Raw genomic sequence first — 23,355 nt, 5'->3', positions numbered from 1 at the left:
TTTATTTGGTTAAACATTGTTTTTGTAGAATAAAAGTTTGGATAAATTGAAATGTCTAAACCTAAATTCTATGAAGCGAATTTTACTGTATTGTTTCGCGATGGGCTTCGCATGCTACACGTGGGCTCAGGAGAGAACGATCTCCGGAACGGTTGTATCCACGGAAGATGGAACAGCACTTCCCGGAGTAAATGTACTGTTGAAAGGTACAAGCATTGGAACTGTTACGGATGCAGAAGGAAAATACTCTCTTGCTATATCCGGTCAGGAAGGAACACTGATATTTTCATTTATCGGTCTTCAAACAAAAGAGATTCCCATTGGCGATGCTACAGTTATACCGGTACAGATGGCAACCGATGCCCGGCAACTCGCAGAAGTGGTTGTTACTGGTGTAGGCGTTGCTACCGACAAACGAAAGATTGCTATATCTGTAGAGTCGGTTACATCGGATCAATTACCACAAACACCTTCGGCATCAATCGATCAGGCACTCGTTGGTAAAATTGCCGGAGCGCAGATCTCCAGCACAGGCGGTACACCGGGTGCAGATATAAATATACTCTTGCGGGGTATCAATACACTGAACCGGGGCACATCGCCTATGATTCTTATTGATGGTATACAAGTAGGTGCTACCAGCCTGCAAACTATAGATCTCAATTCCATCGAGCGTGTAGAGGTAGTGCAGGGTGCTGCTGCTGCTACTATCTATGGTGCACAGGGAGCGAACGGTGTTATACAACTGTTTACGAAGAAAGGTAAAAGCGGCAAGCTGGCTATAGATATATCTTCCAGCATAACCGAAAATACATATCTGAACGTTGGCGGAGTAAGCAAAGCCAAGTATCACGCGTTTGTAACCGATGCCAATAACAACGTGATCGGTTCATCCGGAAATCCGATAACATTCGATGCAGTCAATGGTATATATACCGAAAATGTTCAGTATTTCTCTACTGACCCAACCGTAAAGAATGATAAAGCATACGATGCCAACCTGAAGTATATCGATCACTTTGATTTTTTCTTTAAACCGGCTAACACGATAAACAACAGTATTTCTGTTTCCAGAGGAGGCGATAAAGTTGATTTCAGTATATCAGCATCAAACAGTCACCAAGAGAGTAACATTGTGAACAACGGCTACTGGGACCGCAGCAACCTGAATACAAATATAGGTATCGATCTGTTTAAAGGACTCAAGTTCCGCACCATTACACAACTGGCCTATACCAAGAGTACACTCAAAACCAGCGACCGCACAATTCTATACGGCCTGCTCAATGCGTATCCCTTTGCCGACTTCTCCCTTACTACGAACGATGGTTCCATTCCCCTATACCTGAACCAGACGGCTGGTATAAATTCATCCAACCCGCTATACCGGCAACACTATACGCACAACAACGACAATAAGGTTGATATCATCCAGAACTTCAATCTTCATTATGCATTTCCGAAATTTGTAGAGCTCGATGTAAAGTATGGTTTGAATTACCAGGTGCAGGATCGCGATCTCGAGTATTCCAACCAATCGGCTAATGCGAACGTGAAGTACTGGCTCAGTTCATCGCGGTTTATCACCAACTCGTATGTTTCTAAAATATATAATGACAACCCGAACAACCCGGCAGTAAACTTCAACTCTACCAATACCGGTGATCTTACCAAGTATAGCAACAGTATATTCTTTCAGAACTTTTTAGGTACGGCTACCATTGCACTGGACTTCAAAGAAGACTTTGGTATTGAGCTTCCGCTGAAATCCATTACACAGGCTTCGTTCGACTGGCGTAAAAATGTTATCAAGGAGTATACTTCGGCTGCCATCGGACTGCCCTCTGCTTACGAGCCCTATACAGGCGAGAATACTTCCTCCTGGAAGGTATTTCGTGATTATGAAGAACCATTCATTACGTACGGATATCTGGTGAATCAGCGTTTTGAATACGGTGATATAGCCGGTATATCCGGAGGCTTCCGCAGCGACTATTCTTCTGCCTATGGAAAAGGATCAAAGCCGTTTACATTTCCGCGAGGCGATGCATACTTCCGCGTATCTGCGTTGAAATTCTGGGAGAACAGCAATATGAATGGTGTTTTACCCGAAGTGAAAATACGGGCTGCGTACGGTGAAGCCGGTATTCAGCCAAAACCATTCGACCGGTATATTACGGTGTCTCCTACAACTGTAGGAAGCAGTACGGCATTTTACTATAAACGATCACAAAGTAACCCGGAGTTATCCGTGGAGGTTTCCAAAGAATTTGAAGTGGGCGCAGATATAGTGGTAAGCTTGTTCAAGAATACAAACTGGCTAAATGATATAGCCTTCTCGGGTACCTATTGGGACCGAAAGACTGAAGATGCAATTTATCCGGTAGATGTAGCGCCTTCCATTGGACTCGGAACGTTGATCGATAATGCTTTCTCGCTGGGATCCCATGGTATTCAGTTCTCGCTGGATGCAACAGCCTATAACAGCAGCGACCTGCGATGGAACACCACGGTAAATTATGGCAAGCAAACATCCGAGATACTTTCCATACGAGGTGATCAGGAAGTAATTATTCTGTCGAGTGCAGGAAGTACCAACTATGTGTTGAAAGCAGGTGACAAGATCGGACAGCTATATGGTTTCAAAATGTTACACAGTGTTACGGAACGAGATGCCAATGGAAACTTCCTGATACCGGAAGCGCAGCAGGTAAATTATACTGTGGCCAGTAACGGTTATGTTGTCAGTAAAAGTACCAAGCAGCCTTACCTCACGGCCAATAAATATAGCTTCGGTGATCCAAACCCGAAATTCAATTTGTCGTTCATCAATGATTTCTCCTATAAAAGTTTCCTGACATTTTCGTTCCAGTTCGACTGGGTATATGGCAGCCACTTGTATAACCAGACGAAAGAGTGGATGTACCGCGATGGTATACACAGCGATTATGCCAGGCCTATCGCCATTGAAGGTGAAGAAGGAGCATGGACCGCATTTTACAGAGGTGTATATGCGCAGCGAACAGCCAACGGAACCAAAGATTACTTTTATGAAGATGCCTCGTTTCTGCGTTTAAGAAACGTGGCTGTAGGATTGGACTTCGCGAAAGTATTTAACCTGCCTGCGTTTCGCAAATTGCAGCTCGTGCTCTCCGGTCGTAACCTGTGGACGGTAACAGACTATACCGGCTTTGATCCGGAGATTAGCTCGGGTTCTTCCAACTCTGCGTGGGACCGCGGTACCGATCACAGCACGATGCCGAACTTCAAGTCCTACCAGGCAACCTTAAACATCGGTCTATAAATTTTACAAACGGTAAAACAGATTTCACTATGAAAATGGCAAAGATATTTTCGCTGATGTTGGTGATAACGTTCATCAGTATATCGTGCAGCGATCAACTGGATGTTGAAAATCCCAATCAACCATCTTCGGAAGCTATCAAGAATGAACTGGGTATTATTGCTTTCGGACAAGGTATATATATAACGGGTTTCAAGGACCTTAAGTATTACGATGGTGTGCCCGGGTATTTCTGGTCAGGCGCTATAGGCTACCACGAGTTAATGGGCGATGTTATCGGCACCGATATAGCCAACGTGTTTATGAACCAGATCGGTTGTCCTGACCTTGTAACTCTGGATGATGGCACTGCATTGACAAACCCGAATTCTCCCAGCAAGCAATTGGATTTTATACGCATCACCGCCAACGTAAATTCCACCGGCTATCAGAATACTACGTTTTACGAATGGGCCTATATGTATAACATCAACAACGCTACCAATGTAATACTGGAGAATATAGATGATATAACATTCTCAGGCGATGCCGCAACGAAAAAAGGTGTGCTTCAGGCATGGGCATACTGGTGGAAAGGATATGCGTACTCACGCATAGGCTCGATGTACTATGCCGGTATCATTAATGATGTAGCCAACGGAGAAGAGCTCAACGGCACCAACGGTAATTATGTAACCAAGGAAGAAATAATTGCAGCGGCTAACGCGAGCTTCGATGCGGCTGCCGGTATATTAAACGGGCTAACCGTTAATGCAGACTATACAAGTACACTAACCGGTTTGATACCCAGCTTTAACCTGTCCGGCAAAGGTGGCGTGCTTACACCGGCTATGTGGTTGCGGAATATCAATACCATGAAGGCACGAAATATACTGGTAAACACCAAAGCAGCAGATATGACTGCCACGCAGTGGAATGAGATACTGACGCTTACCAACAACGGTATAGTGGCTTCTGATTTTGTATTTACCGGTCGCTCGAACGCCAACGGAGATTTTCTGGCACCTTCCACCGGAACTGTGTCTGCTAAAACAGCTGGTACATCAACCTATAAAATATCAGAACGACTGATACAGGATTTTAAAGCGGGTGATCTGCGATTCACCAATAACTTCAAGCAACGCTCATCCGCCTATATTGGCGAGGTATCACGTGGCAATGCATTTTTCACGCGGTGGGAATTGATAGACCGGAGTATAACGGCAGGCTCTGCTTCTGTTATACAATTCTGCAACAATGCTGCTGGTGGTTATGAATTATTTCTGGCAGGGAGCTACGAGGAAAATGAATTGATGAAAGCAGAAGCAATGATTTATACTTCGGATGTAGAAGGTGGTCTTGCGCTGATCGATGCCGTTCGTACAGCACAGGGTGCAGGACTTGCAGCCGTTGCCGGCACAGGACTTACGGAAGATGAAGCTCGCGAAGAACTTCGGAAGGAGCGAAGGATCGGTCTGCTGTTCAGGGCGCTTTCATTTTATGATGCAAGACGTTGGGGTATAATTGAAAGCGGACGCACCGGGGCTATAGCGCTGAGTAAAACAGGTGTTGTAAGTACCAATGCAACCATTAACTATAATTATCTCGATTACTGGGATGTACCGGATAATGAAATTGTATACAATCCGCCTGCTGCGGGCAGTGCTGAGACAACCAATCCACGTCAATAAATTTTGTTATATTAAAGGGTGATCGATGAAGGTCACCCTTTCACATGTATATATACTTTAGATTATGCTATATAAAATTAACGCCCGGTACTTTTTGCTTATACCTGTTCTATTGATTTCAGGTTCGCTCTACGCGCAACGTACAAAGGAAGAAGTTATTAAATCGATTGATGATAAGTATGCGGCATACTCTGCTGTAGCGCAGAAAATATGGGAGTATGCAGAAGTTGGTTTCCAGGAGGAGAAAAGCTCTGCATTGCTTCAGAAGGAATTGACAAAGGAAGGATTTACCATTGAGTCTGGCGTGGCCGGTATGCCTACGGCATTTGTAGCGAGCTATGGAAAAGGTAAACCTGTAATCGCTATACTGGGCGAGTTCGATGCATTGCCCGGTGTATCGCAGGATGCAACTCCGGAATTAAAACCTATACCCGGTAAAACTTCCGGACATGCCTGCGGTCATCACCTGTTTGGTACAGCATCGGCAGCAGCCGCTATAGCCGTAAAAAAATGGATGGAGGCGAACAAGATAAAAGGCACCATCCGGTTTTACGGAACGCCTGCGGAAGAAGGTGGCTCCGGTAAAGTATATATGGTACGCAGTGGTTTGTTTGCTGATGTTGATGCTGTATTGCATTGGCATCCGGCACCAGCCAACAGTGCCAGCGCGAGTGCAACGCTCGCCAACAAAACCGGTAAGTTCAGATTCTATGGTATAGCATCACACGCATCTGCTTCACCGGAGCGCGGCCGATCTGCGCTCGATGGAGTTGAGTCCATGAACTATATGGTAAATATGCTTCGCGAACATGTTACGCAGGAGACGCGTATTCACTATATCATTACAAGCGGAGGTGAAGCTCCCAATGTAGTGCCTGCCTATGCCGAAGTATATTATTATGTAAGACACCCCAAACGCGATGAAGTAAAAGCTGTATGGGAGCGCATTGAGAAAGCTGCACAGGGAGCAGCACTTGGTACGGGTACGCGACTTGAGTTTGAAATAACAGGTGGTGTATACGATGTGTTACCGAATAAGACACTGGCGGTAATGATGGACAGCAGTCTGCGCGCAGTAAAAGGATATACCTATACGGCTGCCGAAAAGGAATTTGCTGCGGCTATACAGAAGACGTTTACAGGGGATGTTCCGTCATTGGAGACAACGAACCAGATCATGCCTTTCGAAGTGAAGAATACTCCACACAGTGCATCTACCGATGTAGGCGATGTAAGTTGGGTAGTGCCAACGGTAGGGCTGGGGGCAGCTACGTGGGTGCCGGGAACAGCAGCGCATAGCTGGCAGGCAGTAGCCGCAGGAGGAACTACCATTGGTTACAAAGGCATGATGATCGCAGCCAAATCGCTCGCGTTAACAGCCATTGATTTGTACAACGCTCCTGACAAATTAAAGAGAGCCTGGGAGGAATTGAATGAACGGAGAGGCACCAGTTTTAAATATGAAGCCCTGCTGGGCGACCGAAAGCCAGCGTTGGATTACAGAAAGATCGGAGCGAAGTAGACAGATTGTAGCGACACAAAAGCTTTGACGGGCACGGGTTATGCAAATTCAGCGGGGTGAAACATTACCTTACGCATTGCATAATTCGTGCTTTGTATTTGTATCTTTGCACTTGTATGATAAAAATCGGTGAAATTCTCATATCGGATGATGTTGTAGAAAAAGAATTCGTCTGCAACCTCGAGAAGTGTAAAGGTGCGTGCTGCGTGGAAGGTGACTTTGGTGCACCGCTGGATGAAGACGAACTCGCCATCCTGGAAGAAATATACCCGATTGTAAAACCTTACCTCACCAAAGAAGGCATCAAGGTAATTGAAAAAGAAGGCACTCATACAACAGACGATGATGGCGACCTGTGTACACCGGTAATTGACGGTCGTGAGTGTGCATATGCGATCTACGATAAAAAAGGAATTCTGAAATGCGGCATCGAACAGGCATACCTCGATGGCAAGATAAAATGGAAGAAGCCTATATCCTGTCACCTTTACCCAATCCGCATTACCGCGAAGAAAAACTTTGAAGCACTCAACTATCACAAGTGGCACATCTGTTCACCAGCCTGCTCACTCGGAAAAGAGTTACAGGTACCGGTATATAAATTCCTCAAAGACCCGCTGATCCGTAAATACGGAGAACAATGGTATAACGAATTGGTAGAAGTAATCGAAGCACTGCCGAAGAAGGAGAAAGTGAAGAAAGAGAAGAAGAGCTGAATCACTCTGTGCTCTTTTGTGCCTTCTCTGTGTTCTTCGTGCAATGGATTTTTGCATTCGTGAAGAGTATAGCTATTACTATAAAGGCTGTATAAATCGCAGCGTATTCCCATCCGGATCGGTAATATAAAACTCCCGTCTTCCCCACGTTTGATCAAGTGGCCTTTGATGTACAGGTGATTCCTTTTTAGAAGAAGTATTCAACCCGCGCGCTATATATTTCCCGAACAATGCATCGATATCCTCTACGAGTATATTCGCTGCGATACCGGCCTTCTGATCGCCCTCCAAACAGGTAAGCATCAACGCAGCATCTTCATTTGTTAATATCACAACAACATCTTCAGAAGAATCACCCGGAAACAATTCAAAATCAAGTATACCGGTATAAAAGGCAACAGACCTTTTCATATCCGTACACCTGAAAAGAGGAATCATCTTTTTCATAACTTTAATAGTTGCTGGTTACTGGCCTCTGGCTACAGGTAGTATTACCTGTGTTCATAGATATACTATATATAGAAATCATAAACCTCGAAGTAACGTCACCTTCCTGCAGCCAGAAGCCAGCAGCCTGTAGCCCTCCTAAAGCTCCAGTCCCAGTCTGCGCGAAAGATCAGAACTAAATACATTGTTCGGATCGTACTTGCGCTTGATATCGAGCCACTCTTTATACTGCGGATACATCGCTTTGAAAGTAGCTTCATCCAGGTAGGCATCTTTTCCTAAATATATACGTCCCCCCATAGACAGTACCATCTGATCAAGCTTTTGTGTGAAAGCCTTGAGCTGATCTTTGATCGGGAAGTCGATCGCGAAAGTATATCCTTCGAATGGGAACGAAAGTAATCCTCCTTGTCCTTTGCCAAACTTCTTCAATACATTAAGGAAAGGCACGCAATCACTCTGTGTTATTTCGGTCAGGATCTTACGAATGTTTTCACGGCCATTCTCCATCGGTATAACAAACTGGTATTGTATAAAGCCGCGTTTACCATAGCCGCGATTCCAGTTGTTGATCATGTCCAACGGGTAAAAGAACTTGTCGTAATGTGCAATGGGTTTACCACCCTTCTGCATAATATATAGGGCTGTGTTGAGTATTTTAACCGACAACGTATTGAGTGTAAAACTCGGTAAGTAAAATGGTACGGTAAGTTTCGCTTTCTTGCCAAGCTTCAAGGGCTCAGCGCGCAGACTGGCAGGCAGGTCAGCAAGTTTAGCGTGGTTACCCATTGTCAATACACCGCGACCGAGATCTTTACCGCGTGCCATCGAATCAAGCCATGCAACGGATGAGCTATAGTCTTTATCACTTTCATCAATCGCATCCAGCATAGCATCGAGATTCTTTGCCGGTACAGCTTTCTGTACAAAATAAGTTGTCTCAATTTTACGAAGCTGTATACGCGCGGTGAGAATGGTACCGAGTAATCCGAGTCCACCGAAGTTTGCCCAGAACAAATCGCTGTTCTCATCGCGACTTGCTTTCAGGATGCGACCATCGGCCAGCATGATCGTAAAGTCGTAAACGCAATTTACAAAGGAGCCATCAGCGTGGTGTGCTTTACCGTGAACATCATTCGCAATAGCACCGCCAATGGTAATATACTTTGTTCCCGGGGTGATCATCGGAAACCATCCGCGAGGCGCCAGGTATTGAATAATATCTTCGAGACTTGTGCCCGCTTCACATTCGAGTATACCTTTCTCCGGGTCGAACGAAATGAATCGGTTGAACTTCTCCATCTTGATGATGGCGTGATTCTGGTTGGTGGCCTGATCAGCATAACTTCTCCCCAGACCGCGGGCAAGAGGTTTGTCGAGTTTGAGTGTTTCCTTTACATCGCTGAGCGAGCGCGGGTAAACGACTTGAGAGGCATGGGCAGGGATATTTCCCCAACCCGAGAGGGTTTCTTTTTGAGGGTGCATACTTAAAACTAACTTATAGACAATGCGAAAATAATAAGTTTATTCCGATTGATCGCGCTCGTGTCCAACATGAACTTCCGGCAACGATCTAAATTCACTGGGAGTCATCCCGTCCGACTTTTTAAAGTGCGTGTAGAACGATGACAGACTGTTAAAGCCACATTCAAAAGCAACAGCCGCCACTTTCATGTCAGATGTGCGCAGTAAATTTCGTGCTTCTTCCAGGCGCAGCAAATTGATATATTCCGGAAAGCCTTTGCCGCTTTGCTGGTTAATGAGATGAGACAGTTTATGCGTATGTATATTCGTTAACGATGCGAGTTTGGGCAACGTAAGCTCGGGATCTTTGAACAACTTTTTAGTCACAATTTCATCCGATACTTTCTGAAAGAGTTGACGTGTCTCATCGTTATCAGACTTTTGATAGGGAGCGATCTTCTTCGATACCGGTTCGAACAACTCTTTGTAAAAGCGAATGCTCAGAAAACTGATCAGGTATATCATCACAGAGAATCCGATGGAGATGCCCACTATGCAGAGGTAGTTCATAGAGAAGCATGACAGCAGCAATACAACGGTACCGATACTGCTCAGCAGCACATACAGCCAACGCTTTTTGAGTACCGTAGATGAACTGCGACTCACAACCATACATGCAGCAACGGTATAAATCAGGATATAGCCTCCAATGCCCAGCAAGTGAAGCTTGCACACATTCATCTGGTATACCAGCGGCAAAAACGGAGGGACGAGCTGAAGGAGTTCGGAGAGCCCGGCTTTATAGTCTGGATTTAAGAATACATGACAATACAAAAGTGTAAGCGGACCAATCAGCGCAAGCGATGTAAGCGATATACTGTTGAAGTGGACAACATTGCTTTCGTCTATGAAGAGATATAGTGAATCGGCCAGGAAGAATATGAGGAAAAGATTCAACGCGACCAGCACCAGGTTGGATGTTGCCTTTCGAAGCTTCGAGGTGAGTACATACATACTTAAAAGCAGACTCTGCAAAATGCCGTAGCCTCCGAAAAGGACCATGATCGCTGACGTCATAGGATAAAGGGTTGCGTGGGTATACGATTCAAACGGGACGAGGTTTTGATAAAATTAGGTCTTTTTGACCTCAAAATGTACTTCAGATTTATAAATCCGGAAGATCGGAAGCGCATGAAGCAATTGCTTGCACTAAAAATTTATGCAGAGACTGATCGCACTGGGATGTTTACTCATCCTGACACAAACCTTGTTGGCACAGGCAACCCGTACTGCGGAGATACCGCATCCCGCGGATGAGACATTTGGATTTTCCATGAACCAGGCAAGAGACCAGGCATTCTACGTTTGGTCGCGGGGCGGACGTGATACCATGAATATCTATAGCGTTGTGAAGAAGAAAGGAAAATGGCAGAAGCCCGCGCCTGCTTCATTCTCTTTGAAACCGGGTGTATGGAAAGATATAGACCCGTTCGTAACTCCGGATGGACAACAGGTATACTTTCAATCGAATCGTCCGGTTAAACCCGGAGGCAATGTGAACAAGCAGTTTGATATCTGGATGGTGTCTAAAACTCCGAAAGGCTGGAGCGAGGCGAAACATCTTGGTAACATCGTGAACTCGGATAGCTCCGAAGCATTTGCTTCCGTAACACGCGATGGCAGGTTATACTACGGCTCGATGCGAAAAGAGAGTTATGGCAAACTTGATATTTTTTCTTCTGTGATTAAAGATGGCGTGTGGCAAACTCCGGTTAATGCAGGCATGACGATCAATACCTCGCAACATGAAACCAATCCGTTTATAGCGCACGATGAGAGTTTCCTGATCCTGTCTACCGAGACTGATGGAAATTATGGTGACAACGATCTGTATATAAGTTTTAACGTTAACGGACATTGGACAAAGCCCTGGAACCTGGGAAGTGCAGTGAACTCTTCGATAGCTGAATTCTGTCCGTTTATGCTGCCGGGAGAGGATACGCTATATTTTGCAAGACTTGAAAAAGGCAAGCGTTTCAAAGAAGACTTGTACAAAGTATATCTGCCAGTTTCAACGTTGAGACAGTTGGTAACCGGTAAGGCCTCTATATTTGAAGATGGATTGCTCTCGGAAGGCAACACCATGAACACAGCCTTTGAGCCCGATGGTAAAACGGTATATATAGCCCGCTCGAACAGTAATCGTTCCGTTGTAAAAATATTTCAATCACATTTTTCCAACGGTAAATGGTCAGAACCGGTGGTCGTGCCATTCTCACAGAACGTTGCTTATACAGGTTTACCATACGTAACGACCGATGGCCGCAAGATGATCTTTTCTGCCAATGGAAAATCGAAAGACATCTGGGTGAGCGATAAGACTCCCAACGGTTGGGGTGATCCGTATCCGTTGCCGGGAAAAGTAAATACAAACGAACATGCCGAGTACTTTGCCACGATGACCAGTAGCGGGACACTATATTTCTCTTCAGAGCGGGGCGATAGTAAATGTGACATATACCGGTCTGAACGTGTTAATGGTGAGTGGCAGCAGCCCGTGCGTGTTGAAGGTATAAATACGAATGCTTCGGAATCAAACCCGCTGATCGCTCCGGATGAAAGCTATATGATCTTTATGGCTGATCGTCCGGATGGCTTTGGTGGATACGACCTATATATCAGTTATCGTGAAAACGGCACGTGGAGTACTCCGTTGAATTTAGGCCCCGAGATAAACAGCGATGTGCACGACTTCCAACCGGCACTCAGTCCGGATGGGAAATACTTTTACTTCACTCGCACACCGTGGCCGACTGGTTCAGACAAACGATACGGTCGCGAAGATGTTTACCGGATTGATGCGCGCGTACTCCCGTTAAAGCGTAAATAACAATGCTATAGCTTGGGTGCAAGCCATAGAAACCCGAGACTTAACAAAAGTGTGATGAAAAAGATCAGCGGTGCTACAGGAGTATACGCTATATACTTGCTATCGCTGATCTCTTTTTTATTGATACTTTTTTGCTGCGATACGTTAACCCGGTTTGCTGCCTCGAGCGAATGCCATGAATTATTTGTGGATACATAGTAGGGGAGCTGCACAGAATCTGCGGTGGCGAGTATATGCCAGCCGGAATTACCTGCCCATGTGGTGGCATGCCAGATGTTGTCGATGCGTGCATCTTCAGCTAATGGTAATGAGATGCTGTCATCTTGCAATACCGGTGTGCCACCGGCTGAAGTCAGTTCAATGTCGACCGGCTGATGGGGATAGATGGGGAATGTACTTTTTATCCGGATGGCGTTTGCAACGGACTGGCTGCGCGCAATTTGTTCCAGTACAGGCGACCAGAGTTTGCTATAGGCGATAGTATCGCCCTGTAATATGAGCGGGTATGTGTTTTGTAGTAATTGGAACCCAACTTTGCCGGTGCCGGCATAACCAAATCCTGCGAGCACTCCTCTTTTGTTTTGAAGAATGGTTTGAAGCGAAGATATACCTTCCGTAAATGCAAAAGGTGCAACGGCAAGGCTGGCGGTTTTTCCGGAAGCGAGTATAATGTTGGTGGTGTCTGTCTTCAGTGAGACTGTCTTCCAGGGAATGAACGTTGTAACGTTACGGCTGTTCGCAGGCTGATCGTGCATCAATACCAGTAATCCCAGACCATTATCAATCGCATCTTTCAGCGCCTTTATCTCTGCGGCAGAGATACTTTGCAGCGTTTCTGAATCAACAATGACCAGGTCAAAACCGGAAAGTATTTTTTGAGACAATGTGTTTATTTGTACAGAAGGGTGATTGATATACTCGTACCGAAAGATGCTTCGGGATAATTGCGAACGGAGTACAATGCTGTGATTTTTACCGGACAGAAAACTCTTCAGGTATTGATTCTCAAAGACAGGCTGCTGTTGCAGGAACAATGTTTTATAAGGTATAGCAGGATGAACAATTACCGGTACAGGTTCTGCCCATGCTTTGCCTGCTTGTCTCACAATAAGCTCATAAACAAAATTGCCGGACTGTCGGGGCGTAAACGATAACTTAAAAGAATGCATGCCCGGCTTTGTAATGGTTACGGAATCTTCAACGCCCGCAGGTGACTTCAGTGCGATCGTAAGGTTATCACCCGTCATGGCGTACTTTCCCTGAAGTATACCTTCACGATTTGTATATACCCGATCCGGTATATTAATAGACGTTAAACCAGTCGGTAAATTTCCGGATATATAGTTAGTGTTGTCCAGTTGATTCCAGGCATAGGCAGGTAGCCCGTTACCCAGTACCAACCTGATTTCTTTTGCTAAAGATGTAATATCATTTATCGAAGCAAGTTTAATGGAACGGTTATACGGTGCAGCATCGGGCAAGTGATAGAATTGCAGATCCTGGTTAGTACGATATAAACTATCAGCCTGCTCTTTTCTATAGCCATCGGTAAGCAGTACAGCCGAGAGTTCTTTTTCTGTTTTAAATGATGGTCTCAAAAACAAGGCAGCGATAGATGTCATTACAAAAAACGCTGCGATCAATCGTAAAGTGCGGAAGCGAATCTCCCGTTTGTATTCCTGCCAGAGAATATATATACCGAAGAGAATAAGTATAGCTATAAACCACCATCCGTCCAGAAGCGGATGTACCGTTAGTGCCTGGTCAGTCATGAGTACGCAGGTTTTTAATAAATGCCTGATCAAGTTCGTGTAATGTTCGCACAGATGCTTCCGGAGCACTTGCCGTTACGGGCAATGCACGCCATAGTGAAGCCTGTATATCGCTTAGCGCTTTTCGCTGTTCTGCAGGCTTTACTTCATTCTCTGTAATTGCACGGATCAGTGATAAGCTTTTCAAATATAGCCCCGGTTTCTCCAGTGCGAGCTTGCTTAACTCGCGGCCCGCGTCCGTTAAGCTTCTCCTGACAACATCATCAATGTACAGGCTATCTGCAGCCAGGGTTGAAGCAATGATCTGTGAAGCCTTTCGTATAGCCGGGTAACTTTCATTTTGTTTTGCTGCTGCCTGGGCTGTTGCGCTTTTAACTTCACTCAGATCTCCCGTCATGCGTTTCTCTTCTTTTAGCGGAGGGGGATCAAAACCCGTGCGGTGCACGTAGATGCGCGAATCCTGACTGATCTCTTTCAATAGTTTCAGCGCTTTATACTGAAACGGTAATGACTTCTCCGGCTCATACAAGCGCAGGTGTAGCTCGGCATCCCACATTATAGTAAGTGCTGCTTTTAATTTGGCACGAATGGATTGTGTAAAGAATGTAGCTTCTTCTTCGCTATCGTGTTCATGTACAAATCCTGCCGGTATACCATTCTTGTCTGTCTCACCTTCTTTACCCTCAGCATGGTGATGATGATCATGTCCACCTTTCTTCTCTTCTACAAGGTTGTGCTCATTCTCCGTATCATGAACGTGACCATACTTTTTCGTGATGTCTTCATCTTCATGATCGTGATCTTCTTCAGCCGGATCTTCCTGCGGACCTATACCAGATTCAAATTCTTCTCCTAAAAATTCTCCGTAACGCAGGCGCAATACTTTTTGATCATAACCTAATTCATTACTCTTCGATTGGAATGTTTGCTTCGTGATCTGCTTTCTCTCTTTCAGGAGTTTCTCCGTGTCGATAATGATTTGTCGCTGACTGCGGAAATAATCCGGCATCAGGTCAACACCAAGTCCATCGTCAACTACAGTTTCTTGTTTCGTAGTGTCGAGTAGCGACACAAAGTAAGTCTCGGTGCGTGAGCGATTCGGTATAGGTTGTTTCGTATCGAAGGTAACGACATAGAAATATAATTCATCCCCCGGCTCCATCCCGAGTTTCGCGAGATTCAGCTTGCGAGTAGCATCTATATGTTTACCACGGATAGTAGCTGGTTTTTCAAAGAACAATTTGTCTTCTCTGAATTTTACCGATTCACCACTTCCTTTACTCACGGTGGCTATAATGTGTGCATTGTCCAATCCGTAGTCATCAGCAAGTGTAGCCTGTAGATCAATGGTAGCGTTATTGCTGAATTCAAGTTCGGTAAATTGATTCAGCTTGTGTACGGTAATAACCGGGGGAAGATCTTTGATTACTTCCAGTTTATAGAAGTCAGAATGTTTGGTCTCACCTTGGTCAGTCGTCCAGGCCAACTGATAGAAGCCCGTTTCGGAAATTTTTTTTTGCAGCGAGAATGTCCCGGCATCAGAAGCTTTTAAAGGTATATTTTCCTTTCCTGAAAAGATCAGTGACGGATTTTTTACTCCGGCCGTAAAAGCAATGTTCCAATGAATGGTACTGCCCTCGGCAAAAGTTAATGCCCACGACTCCGTATGCTCTGTCTTCAGATTGGTATAGGCCGGAGGAGTAATGGTAATACTGGTTTGCTTTACCTGTGCCGGAGCCGGTATAGCGGCAGAAGGATTTTTCGTGTCCTCATTTACGGCTGTCTTGTCTCCCCGGTGTGTAAGCATAGGAGCAAATGACGTCAAAGTAAACGAAGCGAGCATACTAATGGCAAGTATACCCGTAGCTTGCAACAAACGATGCGGCAATCGAATGGATGGATATAGTGCATCGAATGCCTGGATCGTTCGTATTTTCTGAAGCTGTTGTAGTCCGGTGAGTTCTTCGTTCTCTTTCAGTAAAAGATCGCTGCTGTTTTGAAGCGAAGGAAAATGCTGATTCAGATATACCGTAACCTTATACGCGTTCAATTTGAAGAGATGAAGCTGCTCGCAACGAAATAGGAATAATAGTATACCTCCGATGATAGCAAGAGCAAGCGATCCTGCCAATGATACATGGAGTACATACGGAACTATAAATGCGACTAATGCCAGTGCCAGCGAAAGAATGAATGCTTCACCCATACGCATGATCTTATACTTGCGCAGTAACTGGTGGAGGCGATATCGTGCGTAGCTATCGTTCATTGGTTCCGTTTATAGGCCAGTAATCGTTCGGTTAACAGCATGAGGGCGATCAATATGATCAGGTATTTGTCAAGCTGGGTTGTTGCTATAACACGTTTTGTCGTTGAAAGATTTTCGGAAGATGCCTGTAAAAATGTTTCCGGTATAGTTCGCTGGTCAACCTTGTCTGCGGTTTGCTCCAGTGTACTGTCTTGCAGTAATGCGTTTGCCAGTGTAACGGTGAGATGCTCTTGTAGGGCGTTGTCGATATTTAACCGTTGCGAAAGTGTCCAATGCCGGTGAGGCGTTTGTGGTCCTTCCGGATATAGTATATCGTTTGCTGTCGGATCGTTCTCATAGGCAATGAGATGACATGCGCCAGGTTCCGGAAAAGGTTTATCGGATAACCAGATGACCCAGTCGGTTGGTGTATACTGAAAATTCGTTGTACGTTTTACAGTTGTTTGCATGGCTACTGCCGGAATTTGTCCGATGGATTTGAGTGATACTTCCATGATAGTGGCATCGAACTGAAAATCCTTGTCATACACAATAGTCACGTGTAGAGTATCCGTTACGTTTAATGTTATGGGATCGTTTTGTAACGATATAATTTGTTGCCCGGGGGATATACCTGTTGTGCTATATTTGAATGAGGTCAGTTTCGCATCACTTTTCGCTAGTCGCACTACGGCAGAATCTGATTTATACCGTGCAGCCAGTACCGGGTATTGTTTCGGATCAGCATCTGGAGTGATCCACCTGATAGTGGAAGGGAACATAACACGCTCGCCTGTAAAGTCTTTCAGGTAACTTCTGGACAGCACGACAACTTCCTGTGCACGCGATGATTTTAATTCGTTGAGGAGCGCCCAGTAATTTTTAACGTTGTATGCTGTTGTATCTTCTTCGGCAGGAAAGCCCGGTGCGAGGTAATGTGTTTCGTAGCCCGCAACGGTAAGGCTGTCCGCCAGTGAAATTATTGTTTTGTCTTTTTGAATGCCGGGTTCAATCACAAGCCACTTCTGTTCTTCCGTTGCTGCATGTTTCCATTGTATACCAGCGAGCAACAGCACGGTGAGTATAATCAGTAAACAGCGTATGATTAGCAGGAGTACTTCGTTGAGACGTATCGCTTTAAACTGTTTGGTGCTGGACTCATCGAGGTGGCGTAGACTACCTATATAAATAACTTTTCCTTCCTTGCGACTGAGCAAATGTATACCAACCGGTATAACCAACCCGCTTAGTGCCCAAAGCCATATCGGATTTGCAAACTGCATCAGCGCGCCAATGATTTTCTGATTTTCAAAAAATTACGAAGGGTTGTTTCAAACGGCTCATTGAGATTTACCAGTTCATAACTGATTTGTTTCTCCAGCATCCAGTTGCGTGATTGGTTGATCCATTGCTGTACCCGTTCGGTATATTGTTGCTGTTGAGCCTGTGTTTCTACTTTGGTGCGTACACCGGTTTCGAGATCTTCAAAAGTATAGGAGCCTTTAAAGTCCAGCGTTGTCTCATGTTGTCCCATCACATGAAATACAATTACTTCGTTGCGTACCGTTTTCAGACGCGTGATGAAGCGAAGCAGATCATCGTTCTCATCATATAGATCTGTAATGAAAATGATCATTTCTTTTCCATGGTGATCGTACAGATGTTCGAGTCCGTTACTCTTGCGCCATGTACCTTCGCTTTTTACTGTCGCGAGTGCATGCAGAAAGCGCATGAACTGCTGTTGTTCAAAGCGCGGTTGTATTTCCGTGATCTCTTTTTCGTTAACGGTATATAGACCAAAGGCATCACTTTGCTTGCGTGCCAGGTAGGCGAGGGCTGCGATCATTACCTTGGCGTACTGAAATTTACTCAGTCCGCCTTCGGCATACATCATCGAGCGACTGGCATCCAGCATAAACTTTACTGTGATGTTAGTCTCAATGTCGGCTTGCCGTATATAGTAGCGGCCGGAACGAGCATACATTTTCCAGTCGAGCATGCGCAGGTCATCACCGGGCTCGTAACTCCTGTATTGACTAAATTCCTGTCCGGCACCTACACTCTGACTTTTATTGCTGCCGCTCATGAATCCTTCCACGATTACGCGCGCGATCAGTTCCAACCCGTTTACGGTGTTGATCACTTCCGGCTTGAGTAACGATCGTATTTCAGAATTCATTTTCAGCTATAAGTATATGTTGTTATACTTGTTAAATTGTATTTGTTTGCGTGCGTACGTGTTCCAGCAAATGTTTGGTGACGAGATCAGACGTAACACCTTCGGCCTCTGCCCGGAAGTTCATGAGTATACGGTGGCGGAGTACAGGGTAGGCTACACGCTCAATGTCTTCTGAAGTAACAGCAAAATTACCGTGCAGTAACGCGCGTGCTTTCGCGGTCATGATCATGGCTTGTCCGGCACGTGGACCAGCCCCCCAGCGCACCCACTCTTTTACATACGGTGTGCTTGAATCCGGGCGTGTTAAGCGTACTATACTCGCAACGCGTTCAATCAACTCGCGACTGATATGTACTTCGCGCACCAGGCCTTGTGCTTCTTTGATCTCGCGACCTTCCAATACTTTATTGATCTGCGTAGTTTTTCTTCCGGTAGTAGCTGCGAGTATTTCCGTTTCTTCTTCGGCTGTCGGGTAGCCAATTTTTATATATAGCAGGAAGCGGTCGAGCTGTGCTTCCGGTAATGGAAATGTACCGGCTTGTTCAATCGGGTTTTGCGTAGCGAGTATAAAGAAAGGTTTATCCAATGGATACGTTACACCTCCATACGTTACGGAAAATTCCTGCATGGCTTCCAGCAATGCTGATTGTGTTTTAGGAGACGTGCGATTTATCTCATCAGCCAGTATAATGTTGGCAAAGATGGGACCTTTGTTGAATTTGAAAAAACGTTTACCCGTGGTGTGATCTTCCTCCAGCACTTCTGTACCAATGATATCCGAAGGCATGAGGTCCGGTGTAAACTGAATACGTCTGAAAGGTAAATCTATAGCTTCCGAGAGCGAACGGATCATCAGTGTTTTGGCAAGACCGGGTACACCTTCCAGCAACGCATGTCCACCAGCCAGAAACGTAATGAGCAACTGATCGACAGTCTCACTCTGCCCGACAATTACTTTCCCGATCTCTTGTTTCAAAGCACCGAGCTTGTCGATGATGCTCTGCACGGATTCTTTCATATGTGTTGAAGTGTTGATGTTTTAACGTGTTTAGGTGTGTATGTGTTTATGTGTTTATGTGATGTTGTCTATAGCTATATTTATACTTTTAACTTCTTACTTCTTACTTCTGTCTTCTACCTCATCAGCGCGTACATCACTATATTCACACTAAATCTTGTGTTATCTATTCTATAAAAACGTTTGTTTCTGAAATCGTAGTCCCATTCGCAGCCGTAGTCTTTGTTGCTGTAGAGGATGCCGATCTTGCCGTTGATTTCTATAGCCTTCAGGTAATCGTGTACAATGTCATCGCCCCAGCCATTCAGCTCCTGTGATGTAGTGGGAGGTCCTTCGAACTGGAAGAACATCGAATATATAGGATGGTTGTTTGGAATTTTCTTCAGGGCATTCGCTCCAAAGATTACTTCCATTTGTGATTCGAACGACTTGGCAAAGAGTCCGTCAATGTCATGGTTGCAGTCATCTACAAATACAAAACCTCCGTTGCGTACATACTTTTCGAAGTTGGCTCGTTCGGCCGCGGTAAACTCTACCAGTTTGTGGCCACTGAGGTAACAGAACGGGCAGCTAAAGATCTTGTCGCTGCTCAGCGGAATTATATTCTCTTGTGTATCCACCTTCAGTGTAGTATACTCGATCAGGGAGTTCAGCACGTTCGAGGGCATGCGCTGGTCTACATCCCAGTCACCTGACTCATATTGAAGGCGCGTAAAGAAAAACTTGTTAGCCGCGTACATAGCGTATCAATGGCAAGTTCTTTTTTTCTATCAAACGAAAAAAGAAAATTATATAAGTGGATACTGCAACGAGTTCGAAGTGCTGAAAATGAAAAGTCCCCGGGCATGCCAGGGACTTTATCACATGTATAGCTTTCGGATCAGATCGCGTCTGACAGACTGGTGAAGGTAAAGTCGCGGATCTTCATCGGGGGAATCAGGTAATTGTTGTTTGATTCCACGCTTACGGTGCGCTCTGCTTTACCCAGTTCTTCCAGGTTGTTCAGCATGATGATCGGACTTTCGTTGAAGCGGAAGTTCTTGATCGGGTGCATGATTTTGCCGTTCTCGATATAGAATGTACCATCGCGGGTCAATCCGGTCAGCAGTAAAGTTTGCGGGTCTACATCACGTATATACCAGAGGCGGGTAACTAATATACCTTTCTTGGTTCCGGCAATTAAGTCTTGCAACGACTTGGTGCCGCCTTCCATAATAAAACTGTCGGGAGCCGGTATAGCTTTAACACCTTTTTGCTGTGCCCAGTAACGTGAGTAGGTGAAATTTTTTACAACGCCTTTTTCAATCCACGTGGTTTTCTCCTGAGGGCGGCCATCGCCTGTCCAGGTACTGGTTGGTAAATCGGGATGCAGTGGATCAGAATATATATTCACCCGCTCATCCATCAGTTTTTCACCGAGTCTTGTTTTACCACCGGCTTTGCTAAAGGAGCTGCGTCCTTCATCGGCTTGTCGTGCATCGAGGTCGAACAGAATACGCTCGAGTAATACTGCGGCCGCTGCCGGTTCGAGTATCACGGTATATTTACCAGGCTCGATCGCTTTCGCAGCTGCCGACTTCATACTTTTCTGCGTAGCAATTTCGGTTGCTGCTTTGGTATCAAGTTTTGTAAAATCATTGTAGCCACGGGTAGCATAGCCAGAGCCTGTACCATCGGTTGTGCGTGCCGTAACCGAGAAGTTTACATTGGTGAACGTGTTATAGGCAAACAAACCTTTCGAGTTCATCATGGCTGCGAAGCCTTTGTTGTCTTCGAGGAAACCTGCTGCTACCTGCTTGTTATCTTTGGACACCTGCAGACTTTGTGCGACAGCATCGGTACGTTGCTTCGGAGTTATAGCGGCTGTTGCCGGAACGTAGGTGATGGCATCGGTATATTTCTGTGGCTCGAGAAACGGAACGAACTCCGGATTTTCAGGAGCAAGTTGTGCAAGCTCTTCAGCACGTCTTACTACTTTCTCAAGTGATGCATCATCAAACTCGTTGATGGTAGCGGTACCCAGTTTTTTGCCGAAGGCAGAAGATACAACCAGTGTCGTCTGACTTACACTTCCGCTGGTGGATACTGCGTTGCGTGCATACCGGATGTTACCACTGTCAACACCGGATATATTTACCTCGCATTGCTCTGCTTTGGAATAGCTCAGTACTTTTTTCAGTAAAGCCTGTGCTTCATCTTTTGTAAGTATAGGCATAGTATTATCCGATGTTTCGTGATGTGTTTATAACATTTACTCCTTTGTAGTGTGTGGTGGCAGAGCCGTGGGATACAGCACTCGACTGCATAGGCTGACCTTTACCATCGAAGAATGATCCTCCGAGACGGTAATCCGATTCATCCGCTATACCGGCAACCGAGTTCCAGAACTCCTGCGTGTTCGATTGATAGGCTACATCTTTCAGCATGCCTACGATCTTTCCATTTTTGATCTCATAATATAGCTGGCCACCAAACTGGAAATTATAGCGCTGCTGGTCGATGGAGAAAGAACCATCGCCAATGATATATATACCCTTCTCTACGTTCTTGATGAGATCGTTTACGCTGCGTTTTTCCTTACTTGCCTGCAGCGATACATTTGGCATACGCTGGAATTGGACACTGCTCCAGCTGTCAGCATAGCAGCAACCTTGTGATGCATCGAGACCAATGATGTGTGCCTGATCGCGTATACTCTGGTAGTTTACCAGGATACCATCCTTCACCAGATCCCAGCGACCGCATGGTACACCTTCATCGTCATAACCAACAGCACCGAGTGAACCAACCTGCTGTTTATCGGCAAAGAGATTTACATTCTTGTTACCGAAATTGAATTTTTTGGATTGCCACTTGTCAAGTGTCAGGAAACTTGTTCCGGCAAAGTTCGCTTCGTATCCGAGTACACGATCAAGTTCTGTCGGGTGACCAACCGATTCGTGAATGGTTAACCATAAGTGAGAAGGATCAAGTATCAGATCATATTTACCGGGCTCTACAGATTTAGCTTTCAGTTTTTCTCCGGCCTGCTGTGCACCTAAACGTGCATCTTCAATCATATCATAGCGGCCTTTATAGAGTGTTGTCGGACCGCTGATCTTATCCTGTGGACGAGCATAGAGATATTCATAGCCCATACCCATCGGTGCACTCAAGGCATTACGTGTCTCAAATTTACCGGTAGCAGCATCGATCTTTGTAATGAAGAATGTAGGCCAGATGCGGTGTATATCCTGATCGATATAGGAACCATCTGTCGATGCAAAATATTTTTGTTCGTTAACCGTAAAGAGAAACGAGTTGATATAGTTTGCTCCGCCTTTTATAGCAGCATCGTTTACACCGAGCAGCAGATCAACTTTTTCTTTTACCGGCACTTCGAACGAATTTTTTTCGATGGGAGCTTTCCAGCTTACTTCACCAACGCCTTTCTGCGGAACAAGTTTAACAGGCTCGGTAAGTAAACGTGAATTTTCTTTTGCAATCGTTACAGCAAGTTCTGCAGCTTTAGCAATGCTGTCTTTATCCAGCTTGTCCGTTGCAGCAAAGCCCCAGCCGCCATTGGCGATAACGCGTACACCCATCCCGTAAGACTCGGTATTTACAATGTTCTGTACTTTGTCTTCGCGCGTAATAACAAATTGATTGAGATAGCGACCGATGCGCACATCGGTATAGGTAGCACCTTTGGAGCGTGCAGCATTGAGTGCTACATCGGCCATTTGTTTTTTCTGTGCTACATCAACGGTCTCAAGCGCCCGCTCGGGAGGAATGGGTTTCCCGAAGGAGGGAATACCCGCCAGCACAGCAGCCGATGCTCCCATGCCTGCAAGCTGAATAAAATCTCTACGTTTCATAATGAGTTATTTGTGGGAATCAGTAAATGTATAGCAATATGTAAATTCGTTTTAAGATACAGAATAGTTTTTCGCTTATCCAACGGAAGGCGGTGAAAGTAGTTACGAGCTGTGAGATATAGCAGCAAGCTGCCGGCTTCTGGCTGCAGGAAGTGTGGGAGAGGAGAGCGTGTGAGGTGGATGGGGGTATTTTTGTCGGTATATTTATCTGCGAAAATCTGTCCCGATAGTTATCGGGACGGGGAAGAAATAAAAAAGGCTGTTCGGT

The 23,355-nt window shown here is 45.4% G+C and carries 16 protein-coding genes; 5 read left to right on the top strand and 11 right to left on the bottom strand.

Features of this window, described 5'->3' with window-relative positions; translation table 11 throughout:
* Positions 1-70 precede the first annotated feature (70 nt).
* The 4 genes from ACFQ21_RS05850 to ACFQ21_RS05835 all read left to right on the top strand — a co-directional run bounded on the left by ACFQ21_RS05850 (position 71) and on the right by ACFQ21_RS05835 (position 7,212).
* Positions 71-3,304, top strand: a complete 3,234-nt coding sequence (locus ACFQ21_RS05850; protein WP_377576137.1) for a SusC/RagA family TonB-linked outer membrane protein — start codon at positions 71-73, stop codon at positions 3,302-3,304.
* Positions 3,305-3,333: 29 nt separating this feature from the next.
* The gene (locus tag ACFQ21_RS05845; protein ID WP_377576131.1) at positions 3,334-4,974 is read left to right on the top strand and encodes a RagB/SusD family nutrient uptake outer membrane protein; all 1,641 of its coding nucleotides are present in this window, start codon (positions 3,334-3,336) and stop codon (positions 4,972-4,974) included.
* A gap of 64 nt (positions 4,975-5,038) precedes the next feature.
* Positions 5,039-6,496, top strand: coding sequence for an amidohydrolase (locus ACFQ21_RS05840; RefSeq protein ID WP_377576129.1), 1,458 nt, complete (start codon positions 5,039-5,041; stop codon positions 6,494-6,496).
* Positions 6,497-6,612: 116 nt separating this feature from the next.
* Positions 6,613-7,212 carry a DUF3109 family protein gene (locus tag ACFQ21_RS05835; RefSeq protein WP_377576126.1) on the top strand — a complete coding sequence of 200 codons (600 nt, stop codon included), beginning with the start codon at positions 6,613-6,615 and terminating at the stop codon, positions 7,210-7,212.
* A 78-nt stretch (positions 7,213-7,290) separates the two neighbouring features.
* On the opposite strand, the gene ACFQ21_RS05830 is transcribed toward ACFQ21_RS05835, so the two are convergent.
* From ACFQ21_RS05830 to ACFQ21_RS05820, 3 genes are all read right to left on the bottom strand, one after another.
* On the bottom strand, positions 7,291-7,650 hold the full coding sequence (locus ACFQ21_RS05830; protein WP_377578272.1) for a VOC family protein: 360 nt from the start codon (positions 7,648-7,650) through the stop codon (positions 7,291-7,293).
* Positions 7,651-7,797: 147 nt separating this feature from the next.
* Complete coding sequence (locus ACFQ21_RS05825; protein ID WP_377576123.1) at positions 7,798-9,144, bottom strand: FAD-binding oxidoreductase; 1,347 nt, start codon at positions 9,142-9,144, stop codon at positions 7,798-7,800.
* A gap of 39 nt (positions 9,145-9,183) precedes the next feature.
* Entirely contained in the window at positions 9,184-10,200 is a 1,017-nt protein-coding gene (locus ACFQ21_RS05820; protein WP_377576120.1) for a helix-turn-helix transcriptional regulator, read from the bottom strand.
* Between the two features lie 142 nt (positions 10,201-10,342).
* Here ACFQ21_RS05820 and ACFQ21_RS05815 point away from each other — a divergent pair, with 142 nt between their 5' ends.
* Positions 10,343-12,013: a TolB family protein gene (locus tag ACFQ21_RS05815; protein ID WP_377576117.1), complete on the top strand. Its 1,671-nt coding sequence runs from the start codon at positions 10,343-10,345 to the stop codon at positions 12,011-12,013.
* Between the two features lie 5 nt (positions 12,014-12,018).
* Here the strand turns inward: ACFQ21_RS05815 and ACFQ21_RS05810 are convergent, their stop codons facing one another.
* The 8 genes from ACFQ21_RS05810 to ACFQ21_RS05775 form a co-directional block, all read right to left on the bottom strand.
* Positions 12,019-13,785, bottom strand: coding sequence for a hypothetical protein (locus ACFQ21_RS05810; RefSeq protein WP_377576114.1), 1,767 nt, complete (start codon positions 13,783-13,785; stop codon positions 12,019-12,021).
* Entirely contained in the window at positions 13,778-16,054 is a 2,277-nt protein-coding gene (locus tag ACFQ21_RS05805; RefSeq protein ID WP_377576112.1) for a hypothetical protein, read from the bottom strand. Before ACFQ21_RS05805 ends, ACFQ21_RS05810 begins: the two co-directional genes overlap by 8 nt.
* Entirely contained in the window at positions 16,051-17,316 is a 1,266-nt protein-coding gene (locus tag ACFQ21_RS05800; protein ID WP_377576110.1) for a BatA domain-containing protein, read from the bottom strand. Before ACFQ21_RS05800 ends, ACFQ21_RS05805 begins: the two co-directional genes overlap by 4 nt.
* Positions 17,316-18,212 (bottom strand): DUF58 domain-containing protein, encoded by an 897-nt coding sequence (locus ACFQ21_RS05795; RefSeq protein ID WP_377576107.1) that lies wholly within the window; start codon positions 18,210-18,212, stop codon positions 17,316-17,318. The genes ACFQ21_RS05800 and ACFQ21_RS05795 overlap by 1 nt, the downstream gene beginning before the upstream one ends.
* Positions 18,213-18,243: 31 nt before the next feature.
* The gene (locus ACFQ21_RS05790) at positions 18,244-19,230 is read right to left on the bottom strand and encodes an AAA family ATPase (RefSeq protein WP_377576104.1); all 987 of its coding nucleotides are present in this window, start codon (positions 19,228-19,230) and stop codon (positions 18,244-18,246) included.
* Positions 19,231-19,346: 116 nt separating this feature from the next.
* Entirely contained in the window at positions 19,347-19,970 is a 624-nt protein-coding gene (locus tag ACFQ21_RS05785; RefSeq protein ID WP_377576101.1) for a DUF4159 domain-containing protein, read from the bottom strand.
* Between the two features lie 140 nt (positions 19,971-20,110).
* Positions 20,111-21,445 (bottom strand): TldD/PmbA family protein, encoded by a 1,335-nt coding sequence (locus ACFQ21_RS05780; protein ID WP_377576098.1) that lies wholly within the window; start codon positions 21,443-21,445, stop codon positions 20,111-20,113.
* Positions 21,446-21,449: 4 nt separating this feature from the next.
* On the bottom strand, positions 21,450-23,087 hold the full coding sequence (locus tag ACFQ21_RS05775) for a TldD/PmbA family protein (protein WP_377576096.1): 1,638 nt from the start codon (positions 23,085-23,087) through the stop codon (positions 21,450-21,452).
* Positions 23,088-23,355 lie beyond the last annotated feature (268 nt).

The sequence above is a fragment of the Ohtaekwangia kribbensis genome, assembly GCF_042676245.1.
Lineage (GTDB): Bacteria > Bacteroidota > Bacteroidia > Cytophagales > Cyclobacteriaceae > Ohtaekwangia > Ohtaekwangia kribbensis.
Note: the sequence above shows the minus strand (reverse complement) of the source record. Positions and strands in the feature narration are given on the sequence as shown.

Excerpts from the sequence above, each read along its gene's own strand:
- ACFQ21_RS05840 (WP_377576129.1), top strand. The coding sequence starts at position 5,039 with ATGCTATATAAAATTAACGCCCGGTACTTTTTGCTTATACCTGTTCTA.
- ACFQ21_RS05830 (WP_377578272.1), bottom strand. The coding sequence starts at position 7,650 with ATGATTCCTCTTTTCAGGTGTACGGATATGAAAAGGTCTGTTGCCTTT.
- ACFQ21_RS05845 (WP_377576131.1), top strand. The coding sequence starts at position 3,334 with ATGAAAATGGCAAAGATATTTTCGCTGATGTTGGTGATAACGTTCATC.
- ACFQ21_RS05780 (WP_377576098.1), bottom strand. The coding sequence starts at position 21,445 with ATGCCTATACTTACAAAAGATGAAGCACAGGCTTTACTGAAAAAAGTA.
- ACFQ21_RS05835 (WP_377576126.1), top strand. The coding sequence starts at position 6,613 with ATGATAAAAATCGGTGAAATTCTCATATCGGATGATGTTGTAGAAAAA.
- ACFQ21_RS05800 (WP_377576110.1), bottom strand. The coding sequence starts at position 17,316 with ATGCAGTTTGCAAATCCGATATGGCTTTGGGCACTAAGCGGGTTGGTT.
- ACFQ21_RS05790 (WP_377576104.1), bottom strand. The coding sequence starts at position 19,230 with ATGAAAGAATCCGTGCAGAGCATCATCGACAAGCTCGGTGCTTTGAAA.
- ACFQ21_RS05820 (WP_377576120.1), bottom strand. The coding sequence starts at position 10,200 with ATGACGTCAGCGATCATGGTCCTTTTCGGAGGCTACGGCATTTTGCAG.
- ACFQ21_RS05805 (WP_377576112.1), bottom strand. The coding sequence starts at position 16,054 with ATGAACGATAGCTACGCACGATATCGCCTCCACCAGTTACTGCGCAAG.
- ACFQ21_RS05775 (WP_377576096.1), bottom strand. The coding sequence starts at position 23,087 with ATGAAACGTAGAGATTTTATTCAGCTTGCAGGCATGGGAGCATCGGCT.
- ACFQ21_RS05825 (WP_377576123.1), bottom strand. The coding sequence starts at position 9,144 with ATGCACCCTCAAAAAGAAACCCTCTCGGGTTGGGGAAATATCCCTGCC.
- ACFQ21_RS05815 (WP_377576117.1), top strand. The coding sequence starts at position 10,343 with ATGCAGAGACTGATCGCACTGGGATGTTTACTCATCCTGACACAAACC.
- ACFQ21_RS05785 (WP_377576101.1), bottom strand. The coding sequence starts at position 19,970 with ATGTACGCGGCTAACAAGTTTTTCTTTACGCGCCTTCAATATGAGTCA.
- ACFQ21_RS05850 (WP_377576137.1), top strand. The coding sequence starts at position 71 with ATGAAGCGAATTTTACTGTATTGTTTCGCGATGGGCTTCGCATGCTAC.
- ACFQ21_RS05810 (WP_377576114.1), bottom strand. The coding sequence starts at position 13,785 with ATGACTGACCAGGCACTAACGGTACATCCGCTTCTGGACGGATGGTGG.
- ACFQ21_RS05795 (WP_377576107.1), bottom strand. The coding sequence starts at position 18,212 with ATGAATTCTGAAATACGATCGTTACTCAAGCCGGAAGTGATCAACACC.